17 protein-coding genes are annotated in these 19,129 nt (G+C 69.4%); 9 read left to right on the top strand and 8 right to left on the bottom strand.

All coding sequences use genetic code 11. The features are described 5' to 3' along the window. Positions 1–143: 143 nt before the first annotated feature. Together AW273_RS21535 and AW273_RS21540 are read left to right on the top strand one after the other, a co-directional pair. Positions 144–911, top strand: a complete 768-nt coding sequence (locus AW273_RS21535) for a putative protein N(5)-glutamine methyltransferase (protein ID WP_062350755.1) — start codon at positions 144–146, stop codon at positions 909–911. Positions 912–952: 41 nt separating this feature from the next. Then, positions 953–1,312, top strand: a complete 360-nt coding sequence (locus AW273_RS21540; protein ID WP_062350758.1) for a PASTA domain-containing protein — start codon at positions 953–955, stop codon at positions 1,310–1,312. Here the strand turns inward: AW273_RS21540 and AW273_RS21545 are convergent. The 3 genes from AW273_RS21545 to AW273_RS21555 are packed head-to-tail and all read right to left on the bottom strand — an operon-like array spanning position 1,309 to position 3,345. Next, positions 1,309–1,932: a class I SAM-dependent methyltransferase gene (locus AW273_RS21545; RefSeq protein WP_062350761.1), complete on the bottom strand. Its 624-nt coding sequence runs from the start codon at positions 1,930–1,932 to the stop codon at positions 1,309–1,311. The two genes, AW273_RS21540 and AW273_RS21545, sit on opposite strands and share 4 nt — an antisense overlap. A 46-nt stretch (positions 1,933–1,978) precedes the next feature. After that, positions 1,979–2,368: a DUF8820 family protein gene (locus tag AW273_RS21550; RefSeq protein ID WP_062350764.1), complete on the bottom strand. Its 390-nt coding sequence runs from the start codon at positions 2,366–2,368 to the stop codon at positions 1,979–1,981. Continuing rightward, on the bottom strand, positions 2,365–3,345 hold the full coding sequence (locus tag AW273_RS21555) for a DUF6745 domain-containing protein (RefSeq protein WP_062350767.1): 981 nt from the start codon (positions 3,343–3,345) through the stop codon (positions 2,365–2,367). The genes AW273_RS21550 and AW273_RS21555 overlap by 4 nt, the downstream gene beginning before the upstream one ends. 58 nt (positions 3,346–3,403) lie before the next feature. Between AW273_RS21555 and AW273_RS21560 the strand changes: the two genes are divergently transcribed. The 3 genes from AW273_RS21560 to AW273_RS21570 all read left to right on the top strand — a co-directional run bounded on the left by AW273_RS21560 (position 3,404) and on the right by AW273_RS21570 (position 9,630). Continuing rightward, complete coding sequence (locus tag AW273_RS21560; RefSeq protein ID WP_062350769.1) at positions 3,404–3,832, top strand: hypothetical protein; 429 nt, start codon at positions 3,404–3,406, stop codon at positions 3,830–3,832. A gap of 327 nt (positions 3,833–4,159) precedes the next feature. Continuing rightward, on the top strand, positions 4,160–8,512 hold the full coding sequence (locus AW273_RS21565; protein ID WP_062350772.1) for a discoidin domain-containing protein: 4,353 nt from the start codon (positions 4,160–4,162) through the stop codon (positions 8,510–8,512). Between the two features lie 59 nt (positions 8,513–8,571). After that, on the top strand, positions 8,572–9,630 hold the full coding sequence (locus AW273_RS21570; RefSeq protein WP_083949934.1) for a threonine synthase: 1,059 nt from the start codon (positions 8,572–8,574) through the stop codon (positions 9,628–9,630). Between the two features lie 3 nt (positions 9,631–9,633). Here AW273_RS21570 and AW273_RS21575 read toward each other — a convergent pair whose 3' ends face one another. Both AW273_RS21575 and AW273_RS21580 read right to left on the bottom strand, forming a co-directional pair. Next, entirely contained in the window at positions 9,634–10,077 is a 444-nt protein-coding gene (locus AW273_RS21575; RefSeq protein WP_062350781.1) for an ester cyclase, read from the bottom strand. Between the two features lie 238 nt (positions 10,078–10,315). After that, entirely contained in the window at positions 10,316–10,861 is a 546-nt protein-coding gene (locus tag AW273_RS21580; RefSeq protein WP_157556013.1) for a DUF6461 domain-containing protein, read from the bottom strand. 138 nt (positions 10,862–10,999) lie between these two features. Between AW273_RS21580 and AW273_RS21585 the strand changes: the two genes are divergently transcribed. Beyond that, a complete protein-coding gene (locus tag AW273_RS21585) occupies positions 11,000–12,490 on the top strand; it encodes a glycosyl hydrolase family 18 protein (protein WP_232327532.1) in 1,491 nt (496 codons plus the stop codon). A gap of 26 nt (positions 12,491–12,516) precedes the next feature. Next, positions 12,517–13,104 (top strand): YoaK family protein, encoded by a 588-nt coding sequence (locus AW273_RS21590; RefSeq protein WP_232327533.1) that lies wholly within the window; start codon positions 12,517–12,519, stop codon positions 13,102–13,104. On the opposite strand, the gene AW273_RS21595 is transcribed toward AW273_RS21590, so the two are convergent. Beyond that, positions 13,058–14,854, bottom strand: a complete 1,797-nt coding sequence (locus AW273_RS21595; protein ID WP_062350794.1) for an elongation factor G — start codon at positions 14,852–14,854, stop codon at positions 13,058–13,060. The two genes, AW273_RS21590 and AW273_RS21595, sit on opposite strands and share 47 nt — an antisense overlap. Before the next feature lie 286 nt (positions 14,855–15,140). Here AW273_RS21595 and AW273_RS21600 point away from each other — a divergent pair, with 286 nt between their 5' ends. Together AW273_RS21600 and AW273_RS21605 are read left to right on the top strand one after the other, a co-directional pair. Further along, positions 15,141–15,929: a type IV toxin-antitoxin system AbiEi family antitoxin domain-containing protein gene (locus tag AW273_RS21600; RefSeq protein WP_083949935.1), complete on the top strand. Its 789-nt coding sequence runs from the start codon at positions 15,141–15,143 to the stop codon at positions 15,927–15,929. Then, positions 15,926–16,852: a nucleotidyl transferase AbiEii/AbiGii toxin family protein gene (locus AW273_RS21605; RefSeq protein WP_198168280.1), complete on the top strand. Its 927-nt coding sequence runs from the start codon at positions 15,926–15,928 to the stop codon at positions 16,850–16,852. Before AW273_RS21600 ends, AW273_RS21605 begins: the two co-directional genes overlap by 4 nt. On the opposite strand, the gene AW273_RS21610 is transcribed toward AW273_RS21605, so the two are convergent. Beyond that, positions 16,834–17,499 (bottom strand): response regulator, encoded by a 666-nt coding sequence (locus AW273_RS21610; RefSeq protein WP_062350800.1) that lies wholly within the window; start codon positions 17,497–17,499, stop codon positions 16,834–16,836. The genes AW273_RS21605 and AW273_RS21610 overlap by 19 nt on opposite strands. Further along, entirely contained in the window at positions 17,496–19,058 is a 1,563-nt protein-coding gene (locus AW273_RS21615) for an ATP-binding protein (protein ID WP_063910059.1), read from the bottom strand. Before AW273_RS21615 ends, AW273_RS21610 begins: the two co-directional genes overlap by 4 nt. Between the last annotated feature and the right edge of the window lie 71 nt (positions 19,059–19,129).

The raw sequence follows: 19,129 nt of genomic DNA on the forward strand, positions 1-19,129 counted from the left end.
ACGGTACAGATCGGCGTTCAATTAGCCCACCCGTTTTCTGCGCCCTGCCGGGCGTGCGGTAGGGTGATGGCGTTTCGTAGTCAGCTCTCGGATGAGGAGGTGAGACCCATTCCCGCCCAGTTCCGCCCAGGAAGGCAGGTCTCGTGTCCCTCTCATCAGTCGTCTCCGAACTGCGCACCGCCGGCTGCGTCTTCGCCGAAGACGAAGCGCGGCTGATCCTCTCCACCGCCGACTCCCCCGAAGAACTGCGCCGCATGATCGGCCAGCGGGTGGCGGGTCTCCCTCTCGAACAGGTGCTGGGCTGGGCCCGGTTTCGCGACCTGCGCGTCCTCGTCGATCCCGGGGTGTTCGTGCCCCGGCGGCGGACCGAGTTCCTGGCCGGTGAGGCCATCGCGCGGTCCCGGCCGGGATCGGTCGTGGTCGACCTCTGCTGCGGCACCGGGGCCGTGGGGGCCGCCGTCGCCGCCGAGGTGCCCGGCGTGGTCCTGCACGTCTCCGACATCGACCCGGCGGCCGTCGCGTGCGCCCGGCGGAACGTGCCGCGGGCGCTGGCCCATCAGGGCGACCTCTACCAGGCGCTGCCGCTCCTCCTCCGGGGGCGCATCGACGTGCTGGTGGCGAACGCGCCCTACGTGCCGACCGAAGAGGTCGACTTCCTGCCGTCCGAAGCGCGGCTGCACGAACCCCTGGTGGCCCTCGACGGGGGTGAAGACGGACTGGAGCTGATCAGGCGGGTGTTCCGGCTGGCGCCCGAGTGGCTGGCGCCGGGGGGATCCGTGCTCGTCGAGACCTCGGAGGAACAGGCGGCCGGGGCCTGCGCGGCGGCGCTGAAGGCCGGGCTGGAGCCCTTCATCACCTCTTCCGAGGAGCTTGACGCGACTGTCATCGTCGGGCAAATGCCGATTCGATAACAGGTGTTTCCGGCTGTCCCCAACAACGTCAGATTGTCTGCATGAACGACACCGCCCCGCCGCTCCGCGAGCGCGACCGCTCCTCTGTGATCATGGCCTTGGTGCTCGCGACCCTCATCCTGGTCGGCGGGTGCGGTGTGCTGATCAGCTCCGTCGACGGCTACTACAACAGCCGCGCCGGAGCCCGCGAACTGCTGGTCAGGAAGGGTGGGACGTTGCCCGACGTGACCGGCATGAAGTGGGCGGAGGCCGTCGAGCGGCTCCAGGAATCGGGTTACTGGCTGCTCGACCGGACCCAAGTGACGATCTCGGACGAGTCCCGGTTCGTCACCGGGCAGGATCCGGCGGCGGGGACCCAGGTGCCCTTCTCGTCCCGGATCACCCTGCGCACCGACAACTAACCGAGCACCGCTTGGCCGGCTCTGACCAACTGCCAGGCCTGCGGCGTCCTCTCCGTCTCGCGCGGCTCCCACCTTCCCTGGGCGACCGGCGCGAACCCCGCCTCGGCGAGCAGACCCGCGATCACCGCCGGATCGAGGCGGCGGAAGTCGATGTCCCGGAGGCGCAGGATCTCGTCACCGACCTGGAAGGCGACCAGGAGCAGCCCGCCTGGTGCCAGCACCCGCCGGAACTCGGCGAGGACGCCGGGCAGGAACGCGGCCGGGATGTGGATGATCGAATACCAGGCGACCAGGCCGCTCAGCGACGCGTCGGGGACGTCGAGCGAGCGCATGTCGCCTTCGGTGAACACGATGTCGGGAAATGTCGCCCGAGCGTGGGCGAGCATTCCGGGCGACAGGTCGACGCCCGAGATGTCCAGGCCCTGCCGGTGCAGCCAGGAGGTGACGCGACCCGGCCCGCAGCCGACCTCCAGGACCTTGCCGGGTGGGACGAGGTCGGTGAACAGTCGCAGCACCGACTGGTCGAAGGGGTTGGTCTTCAGGTCGTCCATGAAGAGGTCGACGTATTCGGCGACGAGGGCGTCGTATCCGGCGCGGGTCTCGGTGAGGAAGTCGGGCACACCGGCACCCTAAGGGCGGACCGGCCCGGCCGGTCCGCCCCCGGGGTCAGTCGAAGACCGGCAGTTCGACCGTCTTGCGCCATTCGCGCTGGCGGTGGGTCACGTAGCTTCCCGGCGCGAGCCCGGTCGCCCCGTGTTCGGGGTGCATCAGATAGACGGGAGCGGTGGCGGCGAACGACCGACCGTCGGGGCCGTCGGTCCAGCGGCAGGTGCCGGGGTCGGCCACCAGCACGTGCGGGTGCACCCCGTCGAGCAGGACGAGTCCCTCCGGCGGCACCGGACGCCAGTCGGAGGCCCCCAGCAGAACGGCCGGGATGACCAGGAGGTCTCCCTGAGCCTGGAGCCCGTCGAGGACCGGGATGGTCAGGCGCCGGTCGAGATGGTCGTCGAACGTGTGTCCGGTACGCGCGGACAGGGTGGCGAGTGTGATCATCATGTCCTCCTCACGAGCTGCTTGTAGAGCGGGGCGGTGATTCCGTAGGTCCAGGCGGCCGCCTCGACGGGGTCGGCGACGTCTTCGGGGACGATCAGCCCGTAGCGGCGGCGGGTGCCGTCGCGTTCGACGGTCCCGTTGACGACGATCAGGACGGTGTGCTCCATGGCGTCGTACAGGCGAAGTTCGGCGTCGTTCCCCGGGTCGGGGGCGGTGGCGATGAGGCGCGCGGCGGACTGGTCGACCCATTCCGGCCAGCCCATCCGCTGGATCGCGGCGAGGCGGACCTCGGGGTCGGGTTCGTTCCTGATCCGGTCGGCCGTCGGCTCCTCGATGACCCAGCGCGGCACACGCAGGCCGCGCCAGGCGTAGGCGGGCCGGCCGTCGCGGTAGACGACCGCCGGTCCGTCGTCTCGGTGCACGACCACCTCGCCGTCCTGGGGACCCGGTTGGGTGTGGACGACCGCCGGGCGGTCCACCACCACGCACACCTGCCGGTAGGGCACCCACCAGCCGCCCGCGCGGGCGGCCCGATCCCACAGGTCGATGCCGTCGACGCCGGGCGCCCAGGGCAGGGAGTCGTAGTAGGCCAGCCACGACACGTCGTGGACGTCCGGCCAGTCGCGGTCGTGGTCGTACACGACCAGCCTGAAGGGGAGGCCGCTGCGGTCCAGCGGTCTGGCCACCTGGCGGCGAACCTGTTCCCTCCGGTGCCGCGTCACCAGGATGGCGGCGTCGAGGTCCCGGATCAGCTGCCCCCGTCGCAGACGGAACAGGTCGGTCAGCGGTTCACCGTGGACATGCGGGAGGTCGGCCGGGGACGGGACCCAGTGAAACCTGGGCGGGGGAAGCCCGTTCAGCCGGTAGAGGCCCGTGATGGCGGCTTCGGCTTCGGGGCGGTCGGCGGGCTCGGTCGACAGCGCGACCCGGAGCCAGTCTTCGCGGATGGAGGCGGCGTCTCGCCGCGTCGTGACACTCACCTGATGGAGGTGGTGTCGTCCTTTCCAACGATCATGTTTTCGATCATAACCTGATCGAATGCGCTCGAACTTAACGATTTACCTCATCCTCGGGCTCGTCGTCGTCGCCGGGGTCATCTCGTTCGGCACGCTGACGTCGCAGACGATGACGTCGTTCGGGGTCGGCTCGGGTGTGGTGACCTCGATGAGCGCCCTCATCTCCTCCCTCGCCGCCGGCATCTCGGCCGTCGCGGCCTGGCGGACCAGCCTCCGGCCACCCGCCGAGGACGACGAGGCCGTCGTGCGGCTGCTCGACATCGCCGAACGGGCCGACGGCGAGATCAGGAAGCTGGCGCTCGCCGAGCTGAACCGGGCGATCCCGCCGCTGCTCCGCAAGCGCCTGGCCGGACGCGACCGGACTCCCGCCATGGCCATGCTCGACGGGCTGCTCACACGAGAGGACGTACCGCGCCTGCGGCTGTTCCTGGCGGTCTACGGGATCTCCTGAGGAACCGTAGCGAATCGAGCAGAGGCGTGGCGGCGACGGACCGACCTCACGCCGACGGGCGCGCGGGCACCCGGCGGGCCTCCACGGCGCCCGCGCGCCCTCACCAGGAAGGCGTCCTCGATGGCGCGGCCGGGCGACATGAACGTTTCCGGGCGATTGACGGCCCCGTAGCACATATGTAACATTCGACCAGCACTACGCAAGAATCTTGCAATTTGTCGTCTATTTCTTATCTGATTCTCGCAACTCTTCAGGGAATGCACTGCGTCCGTGCTCCCGCCCCCATCCGTGTCTCCACCTGTCGACCCTGACGAGAGAAGAACGCGAATGAGAAAGCTGCACGGACCCTTGAGGCTGGTGGCGACCGTCGTCGCCGCCGGCCTTGTCGCGTCTGGGCTCCTCGCCCCGCCCGCGTCCGCCGCCGGCGGACCCAACCTGTCGTTGGGCAAGGCCACCGCGGTCTCCAGCTCCACCGCAGGCCAGCCCGCCTCCGCCCTCAACGACGGCAACCAGTCGACCTACTGGGAGAGCGTCAACAACAACTTCCCGCAGTGGGCGCGCATCGACCTCGGCAGTGCCACCGCCGTGGACCAGATCGTGCTCAAGGTGCCCGGCGACTCCGCCTGGCAGACCCGCACCCAGACGCTGACCGTCCAGGGCGGTTCTGACGGCAACACCTTCTCCACCGTCGTGGCCTCGGCGAACTACACGTTCAACCCGGCCACGGGGAACTCCGTCACGATCAACTTCGGCTCGGCCACGCACCGCTACTGGCGGGTCAACGTCACCGCCAACACCGGCTGGCCCGCCGCCCAGATCTCGGAGTTCGAGATCTACGCCACCGACGGTGGCGGCAGCACCGGTGGGAATCTTGCCTCCGGCCGTACGATGAGCAGCAGCTCCGTGTCGCAGAATTACGTTCCTGCCAACGCGAACGACAACAACCAGGCCACCTACTGGGAGAGCAACAACAACGTCTTCCCCGAGTGGCTCCAGGTCGACCTGGGCGCGTCCACCTCGGTCAACCGGGTGGTGCTGAAGCTCCCCGCCTCCGGCTGGGCGACGCGGACACAGACGCTCGCCGTCCAGGGGAGCACGAACGGGACGTCGTTCTCCGACATCGTCGGATCGACGGGCTACGTCTTCAACCCGGCCACCGGGAACACGGTGACGATCAACTTCACCGCGACCTCGACCCGGTACGTGCGCCTGAACATCACCGGCAACACCGGCTGGGCCGCCGGGCAGATCTCCGAGTTCGAGGTCTACGGCCCCACGACCCCCGGTGACACCCAGGCGCCCTCCACTCCGGGCACCCTGAGTTTCACCGAGCCGGCCACCAACCAGATCAGGCTCGCCTGGGGCGCCTCGACCGACAACATCGCGGTGACCGGTTACGAGGTCTTCCGCAACGGGACCTCCATCACCACCGTCGCGGGCAACGTGCTGACGTACACGGACACCCAGCCCTCGACCGCCACGGTGACCTACACCGTGCGCGCCCGCGACGCCGCCGGGAACACCTCGGGCAACAGCAACCCGGTGACCCGCCAGGGGCAGTCGGGCGGCGACACCCAGGCGCCCTCCGCGCCGGGCACGCTGAGCTACACCGAGCCCGCCTCCGGCGAGATCCGCCTGGCGTGGGGCGCCGCCACCGACAACGTCGGCGTGGTCGGATACGAGATCTTCCGGGGCGGCAACTCCATCGCGCAGGTGGGCACGGGTTCGCTCACCTACACCGACAACCAGCCCGCCACGGCCACCGTCACCTACCAGGTGCGGGCCAAGGACGCGGCCGGCAACAACGGCCCGTTCGGCAACTCGGTGACCCGGACCGGCACCAACCCGCCCGCGGGCAGCAACCTGGCCCAGGGCAAGGAGATCACCGAGTCGGGCCACGTCCACACGTTCGTCGCGGCCAACGCCAACGACAACAACCTGGACACCTACTGGGAGGGCGCGTCGGGCGTCTGGCCGAGCGTGCTGACCGTGAAGCTCGGCTCGAACGCGAACATCACCTCGGTGGTGCTGAAGCTCAACCCGTCGTCGGCGTGGGGTTCGCGCACGCAGAACATCCAGGTCCTCGGCCGTGACCAGGCCGCCACCACCTACACCAGCCTGGTCGGCGCGACCGGCTACACCTTCAACCCGGCCTCGCAGAACACGGTCACGATCCCGGTCACCGCCACCACGGCCGACGTGCAGCTCCGGATCACGAGCAACACCGGCGCTCCGGCGGGCCAGATCGCCGAGTTCCAGGTGTTCGGCACCCCGGCGCCCAACCCCGACCTGCAGGTCACCGCGCTGAGCTGGTCGCCCACCTCGCCCAACGAGACGCAGGCGATCACCGTCACCGGCACGGTCCGCAACAACGGCACCTCGGCCTCCCCGGCCGACAGCGTGAACGTCACCGTCGGGGGCAGCCTCGTCGGCACGGTCAGCATCCCGGCCCTCGCGGCCGGCGCCCAGGCCACGTTCACCCAGAACGTCGGCGCCCGGCCGATGGGCACCTACACGGTCGCCGCCACGGTCGACGCCGACGGCACCGTGTTCGAGCAGAACGAGTCGAACAACACCTTCACCGCGCCGACCCAGCTCACGGTCGCCCAGGCTCCGGGCCCCGACCTGCAGGTCACCGGCGTGACCTCCAACCCGGCGAACCCGGCCGTCGGCCAGGCAGTCAGCTTCACCGTCTCGGTCAACAACCGCGGCATCGACCCGGCGGGCGCGAGCACCACCCGCGTCACGGTCGGCTCTACCACCCTGAACGGCTCCACCGGCACGATCGCGGCGGGGGCCACGGCCACCGTGTCGATCAGCGGGACCTGGACGGCCACCAGCGGCGGCGCGACCATCACCGCCACGGCCGACGCCACCGGCACGGTCGCCGAGACCAACGAGTCGAACAACACGTTCACGCAGGCCATCGTGGTCGGGCGCGGCGCCGCGGTGCCGTACACCGAGTACGAGGCCGAGGCCGCTCAGCACAACGGGACGGTCCTGACCGCCGACGCGCTGCGCACCTTCGGGCACACGAACTTCGCCTCGGAGTCGAGCGGCCGCAGCTCGGTCCGCCTGAACAACACCGGCCAGTACGTCGAGTTCACCTCGACGGTGCCGTCGAACTCGATCGTCATCCGCAACTCGATCCCCGACGCGGCCGGCGGCGGCGGCCAGGACAAGACGATCAGCCTCTACATCAACGGCACGTTCAACCGGAAGATCACCCTGTCGTCGAAGCACTCGTGGTTGTACGGCTCCACCGACGACCCCGAGGGCCTCGTGCAGACCCCCGGCGGCGACGCGCGGCGCCTGTTCGACGAGTCGAACGCCCTGCTCAGCCAGACCTACCCGGTCGGCACCAAGTTCCGCCTCCAGCGGGACGCCGGTGACGACGCCGCGTTCTACATCATCGACCTGATCGACCTGGAGCAGGTCGCTCCCCCGCTGAGCCAGCCCGCTGGCTGCACCAGCATCACCCAGTACGGCGCGATCCCGAACGACGGCCAGGACGACACCCAGGCCATCCAGCGCGCGGTCACCGACGACCAGAACGGCGTCATCGGCTGCGTGTGGATCCCGGCGGGCCAGTGGCGGCAGGAGCAGAAGATCCTGACCGACGACCCGCTGAACCGCGGCAACCACAACCAGGTCGGCATCAGCAACGTGACGATCCGCGGCGCCGGCATGTGGCACTCGCAGCTCTACACGCTCACCGAGCCGCACCTGGTCCAGGGCGGCATCAACCACCCGCACGAGGGCAACTTCGGCTTCGACATCGACAACAACACCCAGATCTCGGACATCGCGATCTTCGGCTCGGGCCGCATCCGCGGCGGACCCGGCGGCGCCGAGGGCGGTGTGGGCCTGAACGGCCGCTTCGGCCAGAACACCAAGATCACGAACGTGTGGATCGAGCACGCGAACGTGGGCGTCTGGGCCGGCCGCGACTACACGAACATCCCCGAGCTCTGGGGTCCCGGCATCGGGGTGGAGTTCAGCGGCATGCGCATCCGCAACACCTACGCCGACGGCATCAACTTCGCCAACGGCACGCGCAACTCCAAGGTGTTCAACAGCTCGTTCCGCACCACCGGCGACGACGCGCTGGCCGTCTGGGCGTCCAAGTACGTCAAGGACCAGTCGGTCGACATCGGCTCCAACAACCAGTTCATCAACAACACGATCCAGTTGCCCTGGCGTGCCAACGGCATCGCGGTCTACGGCGGCTTCGGCAACAAGATCGAGAACAACCTGATCTACGACACCGCGAACTACCCCGGCATCATGCTGGCGACCGACCACGACCCGATCCCCTTCACCGGGACGACGCTGATCGCCAACAACGGTCTCTACCGGACCGGCGGGGCGTTCTGGAACGAAGACCAGGAGTTCGGCGCGATCACCCTGTTCGCGCAGGGCGCCGGCATCCCGGGCGTGACCATCCGGGACACCGACATCGTCGACTCGACCTACGACGGCATCCAGTTCAAGACGGGCGGCGGCGAGGTCACCGCCCAGATCACCAACGTGAAGATCGACAAGTCCAACAACGGCGCGGGCATCCTGGCGATGTCCGGAGCCCGGGGCTCGGCGACCCTCACGAACGTGACCATCACCAACTCGGCCGACGGAGACGTCGTCCGCGAGCCGGGCACCCAGTTCGTCATCAACCAGTGACGCGCTGACCATCCGACAGAACCAGCCGTGGGCCCGGGGGGCGCACGGCTGGTTCCGTTATGTACGTTGATGCGATGGACCTGCGCTGCTCCTCGTGTGACGTGGCCGCCGACCCCCTGTCCTGGGCCTGCCCCTCCTGCGGGGGCGTGCTCGACGTGCCCCCGATTCCCCTCGGAGGGTCGCCCTCCGGTGAGGGCGTGTGGCGTTATCGCGACTGGCTGCCGGTCGACGACGGGATCTCGCTCGGCGAACCGGTCACCCCGCTGGTCCCGATGCCGTGGGACGGGCTCGACCTGACCCTCAAGCTGGAGGGGGCGTTGCCGACGGGCTCCTTCAAGGACCGGGGCACCGCCGTGCTGGTGTCGTGGCTGAAGGCCCACGGGGCGTCGTCGGTCGTGATCGACTCCTCGGGGAACGCCGGGGCCTCGCTGGCGGCGTACAGCGCGCGGGCCGGGTTGAAGTGCCACGTCTTCGCGCCCGCGTCGGCGTCGCCGGGGAAGCTGCGGCAGATCGCGGCCTACGGCGCCGAACTGCACGCCGTTCCCGGCACCCGCCAGGCGGTGGCCGACGCGGCCGTCGAACACGCCCGCGCCACCGGAGACGTGTACGCCTCCCACGCCTGGCACCCGATGTTCATCGCGGGGACCAGGACGTTCGCGTTCGAGGCGTGGGAGCAGATGGGGGTGCCCGACGCGGTCGTGCTGCCGGTCGGGGCCGGGACGTTGATGCTCGGCATCGCCCACGGGTTCGCCGACCTGCGGGCCGCCGGGCTGACCGACCGGGTGCCGGAGATCTACGCGATCCAGTCGACGGCCTGCGCCCCGCTGGTGACCGACGGGGACGAGCCGGTCGAGGTGGCCGTGGGGGACACGGCGGCGGAGGGCGTCAAGATCGCCCGCCCGCCCCGGGGGCGGGCCGTCATCGCGCACGCGACCGGCGTCCTCGCCCTCGACGACACCGCCCTGTGGACGGCGCACGCACGCTTCCGCCTCGCGGGCGTCTACACCGAACCGACGTCGGCGATCGCCCTGGCGGGGTTGACCGAACTCGCCGATCGGCTGGCCGGGAAGAAGGTGCTGGTCCCCATCACGGCCACCGGCCTCAAGTCACCGGTCTGAGAATCACGCGGCGGCGGAGTCGCCCGTCTCCAGGTGCAGGCCGAGCTGGGAGTACAGCTCCAACTGGTCGAAGTACTCCCGGTGCGTGACGATCTTTCCGTCTTCGACGAAAGAGGCGCAGGTGCCGCGCAGCGTGATGCGGCGACCTGTCGGTTCCAGGTCGCGTCCGTCGGGCAACAGGAACGGCCCGGTGTGCGTGCCGATCGCCGTCCACTCGACCACCAGGGGATTGTCGGTCTCGGTCCCCTCGTACCAGACCGCAAGGTGAAAGTCCGGAAACCCCCTGAAGAACTGCTCGAAGAGCCACACGATCTGCTCGGATCCCTCCGCCACTCCTGCGGGCGAGACATAGGTGGCGTCCTTGGCGAAAAGATCGAGCATCCGGGGCACGTCGTGGTCGTTGATCGCGTCGGCCAGGTCGCGCTTGACTTGCCACTTGTCGACCATGGATGTTCCCTTTCCTGGTCACGGCATCAACCCATGGATCACGTTACCTATGGGCAGGCAGACCACGTCCCACGAGTCCGTCGCGGGCAGACCAGGGAATGCCCGCGAAGGCAAACTCAGCCCTTTCCGGTCGGCAGCGGCCAGCGGAACCGGCCAGGAACGTGGGCCGGATCCGCCACCTGTCGAACGCCAGGGCCCCGCCCGGCCGAGGACGTCATCGTGGACGCGGGCCGCAGCCTCATCGAAGGCGGCTACGTGTGACCCGGCCTCCGGTCAGGGGCTCGGCGAAGAGACCGTCGGTGAAAGGCACGCCGGTCACCTCGGCGGCCAGCACGAGGGCCGCCGCGTCCGGGTCGGGGTGGTCGTCGGGATAGATCAGGTCGCCGAGCGCGTCCGGTGCCACGCCCCAGCGGGTGCCCGGTTCTCTGACCAGGAAATGGGTCTGCGACCTGCCGGCGACACTGTGGGCGAAGTGTCCGTGGGAACGGTCGTGCCGCATCACCGAGACGGCCTCGCCGCCATCCCGGGTCACCTCGTTCAGGTCGCCGTCGAAGGCGAACCACCAGCCGCCCGCTTGAAGGGCCAGCGCCCAGTCACCCGCCGCCGCGACCACGACGAGGTCGCTGTGCCCGTTCGTCTCGGAATCGCGCCGGTACAGGTCGTCCCAGGTAAAGGTGGCCACGTCGGCCACACCGAGGCGTTTCAGGGTCTCGTGTACGTCCCATCCGCGCACCCAGGTGATCGTGTAGATCGGGGTGATCATGGCGCGCAGTCTGGCAGTCACGTCCGACAAATCCTCCTATGGACGTATCCACGATCAACGTCAGATAATTCGACTGCTGTTGCTCGCGAGCCCCAGTCACCGTGGCCCGCACCCCACCCCCGGTGATCTGCGCTGCCCGGGCGACAGAAGGGTTTCCTCGTGAAACGTGCTGTGTTCCTGGCGCTGGCCCTGGTGGCCGCGCTGTTCATCCCCTCGCAGGCCAACGCTGCCAACCTGCTCGCCAACCCCGGGCTCGAATCGGGATCGCTCTCACCCTGGACGTGCACGGGAGGCCTCGGCTCGGTGGTGACCTCCCCTGTGCGTACCGGAACGAGAGCGCTTGCCGGTGCGGCCGGCGCCTCCGACAACGCCCGATGCAGCCAGAACGTGTCGGTGCGCCCGAACACGGCCTACGTGCTGACGGCGTGGGTCCGGGGGAATTACGTCTACCTGGGCGTGCAGGACGGCGGCTCGGTCTGGACGTCGTCGGCCGACTGGCGGCTGCTGACCCTGAACTTCACCACCGCCGCCGGGCAGACCACGGCACAGGTCTACCTCCACGGCTGGTACGGCCAGGGCACCTACCACGCCGACGACATCAGCTTCGACGGCCCCGGCGGCACCGGCCCAAGCCCCTCACCGTCTCCTTCGCCTTCCCCCTCTCCGACCCCGACGGTCACACCCACAGGGGGGCCGACCTGCGCGGTCAAGGGCAAGCCCGCCGGGAAGGTGCTCCAGGGTTACTGGGAGAACTGGGACGGCGCGGTCAACGGCGTGCACCCGCCGCTCGGCTGGATCCCCATCACCGACACGCGTATCAAGCAGCACGGCTACAACGTCATCAACGCCGCCTTCCCGGTGATCCGGTCCGACGGGACGGTCCTGTGGGAGGACGGCATGGACGCGACCGTGAAGGTCGCCACCCCGGCCGAGATGTGCGCCGCCAAGGCGGCGGGCGCGACGATCCTGATGTCGATCGGCGGAGCCACGGCGGGCATCGACCTGTCGTCGGCCACGGTGGCCGACCGGTTCGTCGCCACGATCGTGCCGATCCTCAAGCGCTACAACTTCGACGGCATCGACATCGACATCGAGACCGGCCTCACCGGCAGCGGCAACATCAACCAGTTGTCGACGTCGCAGGCCAACCTGATCCGGATCATCGACGGCGTGCTCGCGCAGATGCCGTCGAACTTCGGCCTCACCATGGCCCCCGAGACCGCCTACGTCACCGGCGGCAGCGTCACCTACGGCTCCATCTGGGGCTCCTACCTGCCGATCATCAAGAAGTACGCCGACAACGGGCGGCTGTGGTGGCTCAACCAGCAGTACTACAACGGCTCCATGTACGGCTGCTCCGGTGACTCCTACTCGGCCGGGACGGTCCAGGGCTTCGTCGCCCAGACGACCTGCCTCAACAACGGCCTGGTCATCCAGGGCGTGACGATCCGGGTGCCGTACGACAAGCAGGTCCCCGGCCTGCCCGCCCAGATCGGCGCGGGCGGCGGCCACATGTCGCCGGCGCTGGTGTCGCAGGCGTGGAACAGCTTCAACGGCCAGTTGAAGGGCCTCATGACCTGGTCGATCAACTGGGACGGCGCCCGCAGCTGGACCTTCGGCGACAACGTGAAGGCGCTGCAGGGCCGTTAGGGGGTACGTCCCCTGACATGCGGATCATGTGGGGTACGACCGCGCTGGCCTGCTGCGCCGGCGCGGTCGACCTCTTCACCTTCCTCGAACTCGGCGGCGCCTTCGCCGGCATCATCACGGGCAACGTGGTGACGGCCGCCTCGGGCAAGTGGATCGCCGCCCTGACGGCGGTGGCCGCTTTCGGCGCCGGAGCCTACGCGTGGGCGGTGACCTTCCGCGACCGGCGAACCCTCGGCCTGATCGCCGAACTGGTGCTGCTCGTCGTCGTGGCGATCGGCTGGATCGGCACCGGCACCCGCCCCGACCTGTCCGGGCGACTGGTCCTGCTGGCCCTGGCCGCGATCGCGATGGGCGGCCAGAGCGTGATGATGCTGAGCCTCCACCCGAACACGACGTACATGACCGGAGTGCTGACCACCTCCCTCAACGACCTGGCGACCGGCCGGAGGGACACCTTCGTGACGGCCCTCCGGCAGATCGGCGCCCTGGCGGTCGGCGCGGCCTCGACCGCCATGCTGCTGACGACCGCCCGCCCGTTCGCCCCGGTCCTGGCGGTCCTCCTCCTGATCACCGCGATCTTCCTGCTACCGCGTATCCCGCCGGTCTCGTCGTGAAGGCGCCGCGGCCCTGGGTGCGGCTGCGCAGGCGCGTGGCGTAGCCGAAGACCTCGGCCAGGGGCACCGTCGCCGTGATGACGACCGTGCCCGGCCTGGCCTCGGTCCCGGAGACCTGGCCCTTGCGTGCGGCCAGGTCGCCGAGGACGCCGCCCGCCAGGTCGTCGGGCACCGTCACCGTCACCTCGGTCACGGGTTCGAGGACCGCCATCCGGCACGAACGCAGCGCCTCGCGCAGGGCGAGGCGGCCGGCCGTGCGGAACGCCAGTTCCGAGGAGTCCTTCACGTGGGTGGCGCCGTCCGTGAGGATCACCCGCAGGCCCATGACGGGGTGGCCGCCGAGTGGTCCTTCGGTCAGGGCGTCGCGGCAGCCCTGTTCGACCGCCTTCACGTACTCCTTCGGCACGCGGCCGCCGACGACCGTGCTCGCGAAGGCGAACGGCTCGTCGCACGGTTCGACGTCGATGCGGACGTGGGCGTACTGGCCCGCGCCGCCGTCCTGTTTGACGTGGCGGTAGAGCACGCCGGTCACGCCCGCCACGACGGTCTCCCGCAGGGCGACCTGCGGTGCGCCGACGCGGATGGTGAGGCCGCGGTCGCGGCGGATCTTCTCCACGGCCACCTCCAGGTGGAGTTCTCCCAGGCCGGACAGGATGGTCTGGCCGGTCTCCGGGTCGGTTCGTACCCGAATGGAAGGATCTTCGTCGGCCAGGCGGGCCAGCGCGACGGCGAGCCGCTGGTGCTCGGCCCCGGTCGCCGCCTCGACCGCGACCGAGACGACCGGTTCGGTCGTCGACGGCGGCTCCAGCACGAGCGGCGCGGCCGGGTCGGCCAGCGTCGTACCCGTCCGCACGGATCTGGGTCCGGTGACGGCCACGATGTCGCCCGCCTCGGCGCGGTCGATGTCGGTGTGCCGGTCGGCCTGGATCCGCAGGATCCGCGAGACGCGCTCGGTCTTCCCGGTCGTGGTGTCGAGGACGGTGTCGCCCTTGCGCAACGTGCCCGAGTAGACCCGCAGGAACGCGGCGCGCTCGGCCACCTTGAACACCAGCCCCGAGAACGGCCGGGCTTCGGCACGCGGCTCGGGCAGGTAGGCCACCACGGCGTCGAGCAGCGCCTCGATGCCCTGGTCGCGGTAGGCCGACCCGCTCAGCACGACGACCGCCTCGCCCGAGAGGGTCAGCTCGCGCAGCGCCCTCTGAAGGGTCGCCGGAGAGACGTCGGGGTATTCGTCCAGGACGTCCGGATGTCGCTCCGCGACCTGTTCGACCAGGCCGGGACGCCCGAGCACCAGCGGCACCGGATGCAGCCGCCGCCGGATCGCCTCGACGGTCGCGTCGAGGTCGGCCCCGGGCCGGTCCATCTTGTTGACGAACACGATCCGCGGCACGCCGTACCGGTCGGCCCGCCGCCAGACCGCCTCGCTCTGCGGCTCCACCCCCGCCACCGCGTCGAACACCGCGACCGCGCCGTCGAGCACCCGCAGCGACCGCTCGACCTCGTCGGAGAAGTCGACGTGCCCGGGGGTGTCGATCAGGTTGATCTGCGTGCCCTGCCAGTGGCAGGTCACCGCCGCCGCGAAGATCGTGATCCCGCGGTCGCGCTCCTGCGGGTCGAAATCCGTGACGGTGGTGCCGTGGTGCACTTCACCCTGCTTGTACGTCGCCCCGGTGGCGAACAGGATGCGCTCGGTGACAGTGGTCTTGCCGGCGTCGACATGGGCGAGGATGCCGATGTTACGAAGAGTCATGGCCGTTTCTCTTTCGAGAGGTGAATCCGGAAAGGACGGCGCGATTGAGCCCGACCGAAGAGGTCAGGCCAGCCGGAATCGGGCGCGCAGCCGAAGCCGGGCACCGGAAGACACGCGGATCACCTGGAAGGTACGGAGGGGCACGGCGGCGTACCGCATGACGTCCCCTCCTGTTGATCGGCCTCGCTGGCAGAGCGACGGTAGCAAAGGGGGCCTACTGCGATAAACCGATTTATTACCGAGGGAAGATGCAGCGAACGCTACAGCTTAATGTAGCATTCGCTGCATGAGGCGTCATCCGGCGCTCAAGGCCGTGAGCGCGATCGCGACCGACCAGTGGGGCCTGGTGACCACGGCACAGGCCAAACTGGCCGGGCTCAGCTCCGTCGACCTCGCGCGGCTCCACGAGGCCGGTCTCATCGAGAGCGCTGGGCGAGGGGTCTATCTAGTGGGGGGCGCGCCGACGCCCGACCATCTGGAGATCAAGCTGGCCTGGCTCCGGCTTGATCCAGCCCGGCCCGCCTGGCAGCGACACCATCCCGGCACCTACGGGGGCGTCGCCTCCCACACCTCCGCATGCGAACTGCGCGAACTCGGCGACATCCCGGCATCGAGCGTGGAGATCACGGTTCCCGCCCGGCGGACCACCCGCGAGCCGGGAGTCAAACTCCACCAAGCCGCCGTCGATCCTTCGGACGTGACCATCGTCGACGGGCTTCCGGTGACGACGGCCGAGCGAACGGTGGCCGACCTGCTGGCCGCGCGCGCCGATGGTGGGCATGTCGGCAAGGTGGTCGCGGACGCGCTACGGCTGGGTCAGGCCGACCGGACACGTCTGGCCACCCGGATCGCCCCTTTCACCAAAGCCTATGGACTGCCCCGTTCAGCGTCAGGCCCGGATTTTCTGACATACCTTCTCGAATCAGCGGAAACAACGCTTCCAGCCATTGATCGGGAAGCCACCAGACGCGCCCTCGACATCGTCGCGAAGGTCTTCGAAGAACACGGCGAGTCGGGCGGACTCACTGCGATAAAAAGGCTGCTGGACGAACGCTCCCTGGAGGACGGAAGTTGAGCCGGCCCTATGCCAGTCCGCGGGACTTCGAAAAGGCGATGAAGAGCAGAGTCACCGCACACGCCAACGAGCACGGGTTGAACCCCACAATGGTGTTCCGCGCTTTCTACTTCAGCCGCCTGGCCGCCCGCGTCTTCCATCATGATCCACAGGGCTGGCTGCTCAAAGGAGGTCAGGCGCTGCTGCTGAGATACCCGGCCGCCGCCCGGCTGAGCCGGGACATCGATCTTCAGCGTCCGTCCGCCGAAGACACGGGAGAAGCTCGCGACGCACTTCTCACGGCCGCCCGGATGGATCTCGGCGACTTCTTCCGCTTCGTGCCGACCGGGTATGTCGAACACGCCGATGAAATAGGCGGCGCGAAACAGTCATTCGAGGTGACGCTGGGAACTCGCAGACTCGATTCGGTGGCCGTCGATTTCGTCACCGGCCGTCACCCGACGAGTGTTCCCGAGATCGTTCCGCTCTCCGCCGGAATCGTGTTGCCCTGGCCGGTCGATTGGCCGGAAGCGCGGCTCTACCCGCTGGCCGACCATGTCGCGGACAAGATCTGCGCCATGTACGAACTCCACAGGGGGATAGCGTCGAGCCGATGGCGTGACCTCGCGGACCTGTTGCTGATCAGCCAACGCGAACGGCTGAACGGCAGGGCGGTTCGGATCGCGCTCGACAGCGAGATCCGGCGACGGACCGGACTGGGCGTCGACTTACGGATACCGGAGCAGTTCCGTGTCCCTGGGCCGTCCTGGGAACGCGGCTACGCGTCCGTGGCCGGAGACGTCTCCGGTCTGCGCGGATGCCGGTCGTTGTCCGAGGCCGCGGCAGCCGCCGACGCCTTCGTCACGCCCTTGCTCAGCGGGCCCGATCCCGGTGACTGGGATCCCGTCGCGTCGAGGTGGTCGGCTCAGGTCCTCCAGCGGTAGCGGTGTTCCGGGCGGCCCGCCGTCCCGTATCTCGGTCTCAGTTCCGCCTGTCCCGTCGCGCACAGATACTCCAGGTATCGCCGCGCGCTCACCCGTGACAAGCCCGTCGCCGCCGCCGTCTCCGCCGCCGACAGGTCTCCGCCGTTGGTGCGCAGCGCGTCGGCCACCAGCGCGCACGTCGCCGTCGACAGTCCCTTGGGCAGCACCGCCGCGCGGTTCGTCCCGCCGAAGAGGCGGTCGATGTCTTCCTGGACGGCCGGCCCGGCCATGGCGAGTCGCCGTCGGGACTGGGCGTACTGGTCGAGGCGTTCGGTCAGTTCGGCCGCCGTGAAGGGCTTGACCAGGTAGTTCACCACGCCTGCCCGCAGGGCGGCCCGGACCGTGTCCATGTCGTTGGCCGCGGTGATCATCAGGATGTCGACGGGGTGGGCGAGGCCCCGCAGGTGGTGGAGCACGTCCAGGCCGGACATGTCGGCCATGTACACGTCGAGCAGCACGAGGTCGGGCCGTAGTTCCTCGACCGACGTCATGGCCTGACGTCCGCCGTGGGCCGTACCGACGACGGAGAAGCCGGGGACGCGGCCGACGTACCCGACGTGGATCCGGGCCACCATGAAGTCGTCGTCGACGACGAGAACCTTGATCATCCTGACCGCCTCGGCAGCAGCGCGGTGAAGACGGCGCCGCGCTCATTGTGCACCTTTACCCAGCCGCCGCGTCGTAGGCATGCCTGCCTGGTCAGCGCCAGGCCGAGGCCGCGGGGGCCCGACTGGGCGGCCTTGGTGGTGAAGCCCTCACGGAACACCTCTTCGGCCAGGTCGGCCGCTATGCCGGGGCCGTCGTCGCTGACCCTCACGTGCAGGCCCTCGTCCGAGGTCCGGACGCAGACCTCCACCGTCCCGCCCCGGCCGTCGAGGGCGTCGAGGGCGTTGGCGACCAGGTTGCCGACGACGAGCACGGCGTCGTGGGGGTCGCCCAGGGTGCCCTCTTCGACGCAGGCGTCGTCGGCCAGGCGCAGCGCGGCGCCGCGTTCGGCCGCCTGGGCCGACTTGGCCAGCAGCAGGGCCGCCAGGGTCGGGTCCTTCACCTGTTCGCGGAGGTCGGTCGCGTACTGGCCGCCGGCCGATTCGGTGATGTAGCGGACGGCCATCTCCTGTTCGCCCAGTTCCAGCAGGCCGACCACGGTGTGCATGCGGTTGGCGAACTCGTGGGCCTGGGCGCGCAGCATGTCGGTGGTGTTGGTGGCCTCGTCCAACTGGTGGGAGAGGCGGATCAGCTCGGTGCGGTCGCGCAGCGTCACCACCCAGCCTCGGTGCTGGCCGCGCACCTCGACCGGGGTGCGGTTCAGCACGAGCGTGCGGCCGTGGCGCAGCACGATCCGGTCGTCGCCGACGTCGTCGCCGGCCATGACGTCGCGGAGGCGGTCGTTCGAGGGGAGGTCGTCGAGGGAGCCGCCCACGTCGCCGAGGAGGTCGTGCGCGGCGTCGTTGATCAGGGTCATCCGGCCGTCGAGGTCGAGGGCGACCACGCCCTCCTTCACACCGTGCAACACGCCCTCGCGCTGTTCGAGCAGGCCGGCGATCTCCTTGGGTTCCAGGCCGAAGGTCTGGCGGCGGACCCGGCGGGTGATGAACCCCGCCGCCGCCGAACCCAGGACGAGCACGCCGAAGACCGTCCAGATGAGCGGCGGGAGGGCGTCGCCCAGTTCGGCGGCGACCGTCTGTTCCAGTATTCCGACGCTGGCCAGGCCGATGACCTCGCCGTTCAGGCCGAAGATGGGGGCCTTGCCGCGGACGGAGGTGCCGAGTGTGCCGGTCTGGACGCCGGTCCACTCCTGGCCCGTGGTCATCACCTCGGTGCCGTCGGTCGACAACTTCTGGCCGATCAGGGCGGCGTTCGGGTGGGCGTAGCGGATCTCGTCACGGTTGGCGATGACGACGTAGTCGGCGCCGGTGGCCTTCTGGACGCTCAACGCGATCGGCTGGAGCGTCCGCTCCGGATGGGGGTCGTCGAACGCCTCCCTGACCCCGGGCAGGCCGGCGACCGACTCGGCGATGGCGAGGGCCCGCTGCTCGTGCTGCTCGTTGAGCTGGCGGCGGGTGTGGCCGACCCAGACGGTCGCGGTTCCGACGACCGTGAGGAGCACGATCACCATTTGGAGGACGAAGAGCTGGGTGCCCAATGAGGCGTTGAGCAGCCGTTTCACGCGTTCACTATAGGAGTCCGCCGGAAAACCGGGTCATGACCAATACGACCTATATGACGTCAATCACATAA

Source organism: Herbidospora yilanensis, from assembly GCF_001570565.1.
Taxonomy (GTDB): domain Bacteria; phylum Actinomycetota; class Actinomycetes; order Streptosporangiales; family Streptosporangiaceae; genus Herbidospora; species Herbidospora yilanensis.